Below are 5,400 nucleotides of genomic sequence, written 5' to 3'. Positions count from 1 at the left end.
GCGTGTTCTTTGAGAACTCAACAGTGTGCCGATGAATGTCAGTGCCAAATAATATTTGGTGCGACCACTTCACTTTTTGTGGGTGGTTGTTGCTGGACATCGCATTCTTCCGTCTGCGGTGATCCAGTGTTAGAGCTAGTTTGAGTTTTTATGCTAGTGATTTGACTCGATGTCTTTGACTGATTACCCCTTCGGGGTGATTGTGAGTCTTCAACGGAGAGTTTGATCCTGGCTCAGGACGAACGCTGGCGGCGTGCTTAACACATGCAAGTCGAACGATGAAGCCCAGCTTGCTGGGTGGATTAGTGGCGAACGGGTGAGTAACACGTGGGTGATCTGCCCTGCACTCTGGGATAAGCCTGGGAAACTGGGTCTAATACCGGATATGACCTCGGGATGCATGTCCTGGGGTGGAAAGTTTTTCGGTGCAGGATGAGCCCGCGGCCTATCAGCTTGTTGGTGGGGTAATGGCCTACCAAGGCGACGACGGGTAGCCGGCCTGAGAGGGCGACCGGCCACACTGGGACTGAGACACGGCCCAGACTCCTACGGGAGGCAGCAGTGGGGAATATTGCACAATGGGCGCAAGCCTGATGCAGCGACGCCGCGTGAGGGATGACGGCCTTCGGGTTGTAAACCTCTTTCAGCAGGGACGAAGCGCAAGTGACGGTACCTGCAGAAGAAGCACCGGCCAACTACGTGCCAGCAGCCGCGGTAATACGTAGGGTGCGAGCGTTGTCCGGAATTACTGGGCGTAAAGAGCTCGTAGGCGGTTTGTCGCGTCGTCTGTGAAATCCCGCAGCTCAACTGCGGGCTTGCAGGCGATACGGGCAGACTCGAGTACTGCAGGGGAGACTGGAATTCCTGGTGTAGCGGTGAAATGCGCAGATATCAGGAGGAACACCGGTGGCGAAGGCGGGTCTCTGGGCAGTAACTGACGCTGAGGAGCGAAAGCGTGGGTAGCGAACAGGATTAGATACCCTGGTAGTCCACGCCGTAAACGGTGGGCGCTAGGTGTGGGTTTCCTTCCACGGGATCCGTGCCGTAGCCAACGCATTAAGCGCCCCGCCTGGGGAGTACGGCCGCAAGGCTAAAACTCAAAGGAATTGACGGGGGCCCGCACAAGCGGCGGAGCATGTGGATTAATTCGATGCAACGCGAAGAACCTTACCTGGGTTTGACATGTACCGGACGACTGCAGAGATGTGGTTTCCCTTGTGGCCGGTAGACAGGTGGTGCATGGCTGTCGTCAGCTCGTGTCGTGAGATGTTGGGTTAAGTCCCGCAACGAGCGCAACCCTTGTCCTGTGTTGCCAGCACGTGATGGTGGGGACTCGCAGGAGACTGCCGGGGTCAACTCGGAGGAAGGTGGGGACGACGTCAAGTCATCATGCCCCTTATGTCCAGGGCTTCACACATGCTACAATGGTCGGTACAGAGGGCTGCGATACCGTGAGGTGGAGCGAATCCCTTAAAGCCGGTCTCAGTTCGGATCGGGGTCTGCAACTCGACCCCGTGAAGTCGGAGTCGCTAGTAATCGCAGATCAGCAACGCTGCGGTGAATACGTTCCCGGGCCTTGTACACACCGCCCGTCACGTCATGAAAGTCGGTAACACCCGAAGCCGGTGGCCTAACCCCTCGTGGGAGGGAGCCGTCGAAGGTGGGATCGGCGATTGGGACGAAGTCGTAACAAGGTAGCCGTACCGGAAGGTGCGGCTGGATCACCTCCTTTCTAAGGAGCATCTCCTTGCCTCGCTCACACACTGGTGTGGGGAGGAAGGCAGAGCCCGTTTGCCGCCGTACGAGCGGCACGGGAGCTCATGGGTGGAACGCTGACAAGCATTTTCTTCACTACTGCGGGCCCGAGTGCCGGCAGGAGGAAAGTTATATCGGTGCACTGTTGGGTCCTGAGAGAACACGCGAGTGTTTGATCAGCGACGATGACTTACGAAGACGGTTGGCCGTGTGGCCGGCGTTGGTAGGGGTTGTTGTGTGTTGTTTGAGAACTGCACAGTGGACGCGAGCATCTTTGTTGTAAGTGTTTATGAGCGTACGGTGGATGCCTTGGCACCAGGAGCCGATGAAGGACGTGGGAGGCTGCGATATGCCTCGGGGAGCTGTCAACCGAGCTGTGATCCGAGGATTTCCGAATGGGGAAACCCAGCACGAGTGATGTCGTGTTACCCGCATCTGAATATATAGGGTGTGTGGAGGGAACGTGGGGAAGTGAAACATCTCAGTACCCACAGGAAGAGAAAACAACAGTGATTCCGTGAGTAGTGGCGAGCGAAAGCGGATGAGGCTAAACCATGGGTGTGTGATAGCTGGCAGGCGTTGCATCCGTGGGGTTGTGGGGCTTTTCTTCCCGTCACTGTCATGACGGGCGAGAGTAAGAAACCGGTTGGTTAGTCGAAGTGGTCTGGAACGGCCTGTCGTAGAGGGTGAGAATCCCGTAGACGAAAACTTGCCGGCTCTCGTGAGAAGTACCCGAGTAGCACCGGGCCCGTGAAATCCGGTGTGAATCTGTCGGGACCACCCGATAAGCCTGAATACTCCCTGGTGACCGATAGCGGACTAGTACCGTGAGGGAAAGGTGAAAAGTACCCCGGGAGGGGAGTGAAATAGTACCTGAAACCGTGCGCTTACAATCCGTCAGAGCCGATGCACGATTCAGTTCGTGGTGGGTGATGGCGTGCCTTTTGAAGAATGAGCCTGCGAGTTAGTGGCATGTCGCGAGGTTAACCCGTGTGGGGTAGTCGTAGCGAAAGCGAGTCCGAATAGGGCGCATCTAGTGGCATGTTCTAGACCCGAAGCGGAGTGATCTACCCATGGCCAGGGTGAAGCGATGGTAAGACGTCGTGGAGGCCCGAACCCACTTAGGTTGAAAACTGAGGGGATGAGTTGTGGGTAGGGGTGAAAGGCCAATCAAACTCCGTGATAGCTGGTTCTCCCCGAAATGCATTTAGGTGCAGCGTCGCGTGTTTCTCACCGGAGGTAGAGCTACTGGATGGTCTAGGGGGCCCACAAGCTTACCGAAATCAGCCAAACTCCGAATGCCGGTGAGTGAGAGCGCGGCAGTGAGACTGCGGGGGATAAGCTTCGTAGTCGAGAGGGAAACAGCCCAGATCGCCGGCTAAGGCCCCTAAGCGTGTACTAAGTGGAAAAGGATGTGGGATCGCTGAGACAACCAGGAGGTTGGCTTAGAAGCAGCCACCCTTGAAAGAGTGCGTAATAGCTCACTGGTCAAGTGGTTCTGCGCCGACAATGTAGCGGGGCTCAAGTACACCGCCGAAGCCGCGGCATTCACACAAGCCCGCTGATTCTCCACGGAGGGTCGGCCAGGTGTGTGGATGGGTAGGGGAGCGTCGTGCAGCCGTGGAAGCGCCGGAGTGATCCAGGTGTGGAGGCTGCGCGAGTGAGAATGCAGGCATGAGTAGCGAAAGACGAGTGAGAAACTCGTCCGCCGGATGACCAAGGGTTCCTGGGCCAGGTTAATCCGCCCAGGGTGAGTCGGGACCTAAGGCGAGGCCGACAGGCGTAGTCGATGGACAACGGGTTGATATTCCCGTACCCGTGTATCCGCGCCCAATGGCGAATCAGTTGTGCTAACCGTCCAAAAGTCTCCGCTGTTCCTTCGGGAACTGTGGGGATGGCTGCACGGGACCCCGATTGTAGTAGTCAAGCGATGGGGTGACGCAGGAAGGTAGCTGGGCCAGGTGATGGAATACCTGGTGTAAGCCGGTAGGGCGTGACATAGGCAAATCCGTGTCACATGCAGCCTGAGAGGTGATGCGTACCCGTTGAGGGGAATTCAGTGATCCTATGCTGCCGAGAAAAGCCTCTAGTGAGTTGGTACACGGCCCGTACCCCAAACCGACACAGGTGGTCAGGTAGAGAATACCGAGGCGATCGAGAGAACTGTGGTTAAGGAACTCGGCAAAATGCCCCCGTAACTTCGGGAGAAGGGGGACCACGCCCGGTGACGGCCCTTGCGGTCCGAGCTGGGGGTGGTCGCAGAGACCAGAGAGAAGCGACTGTTTACTAAAAACACAGGTCCGTGCGAAGTCGTAAGACGATGTATACGGACTGACGCCTGCCCGGTGCTGGAAGGTTAAGAGGACCGGTTAGCCATTTCGGTGGCGAAGCTGAGAATTTAAGCCCCAGTAAACGGCGGTGGTAACTATAACCATCCTAAGGTAGCGAAATTCCTTGTCGGGTAAGTTCCGACCTGCACGAATGGCGTAACGACTTCTCTGCTGTCTCGACCACAGACTCGGCGAAATTGCATTACGAGTAAAGATGCTCGTTACGCGCGGCAGGACGAAAAGACCCCGGGACCTTCACTATAGCTTGGTATTGGTGTTCGGTTCGGTTTGTGTAGGATAGGTGGGAGACTGTGAAGCGGCCACGCCAGTGGTTGTGGAGTCGTTGTTGAAATACCACTCTGATCGTATTGGACCTCTAACCTCGGACCATGATCTGGTTCAGGGACAGTGCCTGGTGGGTAGTTTAACTGGGGCGGTTGCCTCCCAAAATGTAACGGAGGCGCCCAAAGGTTCCCTCAGCCTGGTTGGCAATCAGGTGTCGAGTGCAAGTGCACAAGGGAGCTTGACTGTGAGACTGACAGGTCGAGCAGGGACGAAAGTCGGGACTAGTGATCCGGCACCGGCATGTGGAAGCGGTGTCGCTCAACGGATAAAAGGTACCCCGGGGATAACAGGCTGATCTTCCCCAAGAGTCCATATCGACGGGATGGTTTGGCACCTCGATGTCGGCTCGTCGCATCCTGGGGCTGGAGTAGGTCCCAAGGGTTGGGCTGTTCGCCCATTAAAGCGGCACGCGAGCTGGGTTTAGAACGTCGTGAGACAGTTCGGTCTCTATCCGCCGCGCGCGTTAGAAACTTGAGGAAGGCTGTCCCTAGTACGAGAGGACCGGGACGGACGAACCTCTGGTGTGCCAGTTGTCCCGCCAGGGGCATGGCTGGTTGGCTACGTTCGGAAGGGATAACCGCTGAAAGCATCTAAGCGGGAAGCCTGTTCCAAGATGAGGTTTCTCACCCCCTCGAGGGGGTAAGGCCCCCGGCAGACCACCGGGTTGATAGGCCGGAACTGGAAGCCCAGCAATGGGTGGAGGTGACCGGTACTAATAGGCCGAGGACTTACCACGAAGATGTTACGCGTCCACTGTGCGGTATCTGAAACAACACACACATCAGATATCGGGAATCCCCTTGGGGGAGAACCGAATCCGATGCGTGAAGTTTCATAGAGTTACGGCGGCCATAGCGACAGGGAAACGCCCGGTCCCATTCCGAACCCGGAAGCTAAGCCTGTCTGCGCCGATGGTACTGCACTCGACAGGGTGTGGGAGAGTAGGACACCGCCGAACACCCGTTCCGAA

Annotated in this window: 3 rRNA genes; all 3 read left to right on the top strand. The window is 56.9% G+C overall.

The window, feature by feature from the left end:
* Positions 1–210: 210 nt before the first annotated feature.
* The 3 genes from ACPCXD_RS22815 to rrf all read left to right on the top strand — a co-directional run bounded on the left by ACPCXD_RS22815 (position 211) and on the right by rrf (position 5,388).
* Positions 211–1,732, top strand: a 16S ribosomal RNA gene (locus ACPCXD_RS22815).
* A 300-nt stretch (positions 1,733–2,032) separates the two neighbouring features.
* Positions 2,033–5,166 (top strand): 23S ribosomal RNA (locus ACPCXD_RS22810).
* 105 nt (positions 5,167–5,271) lie between these two features.
* Positions 5,272–5,388, top strand: a 5S ribosomal RNA gene (gene rrf / locus ACPCXD_RS22805).
* Together the 16S, 23S and 5S rRNA genes form the textbook arrangement of a ribosomal RNA operon.
* Positions 5,389–5,400 lie beyond the last annotated feature (12 nt).

The organism is Rhodococcus sp. AB351 (assembly GCF_049538275.1).
Lineage (GTDB): Bacteria > Actinomycetota > Actinomycetes > Mycobacteriales > Mycobacteriaceae > Rhodococcus.
Note: the sequence above shows the minus strand (reverse complement) of the source record. Positions and strands in the feature narration are given on the sequence as shown.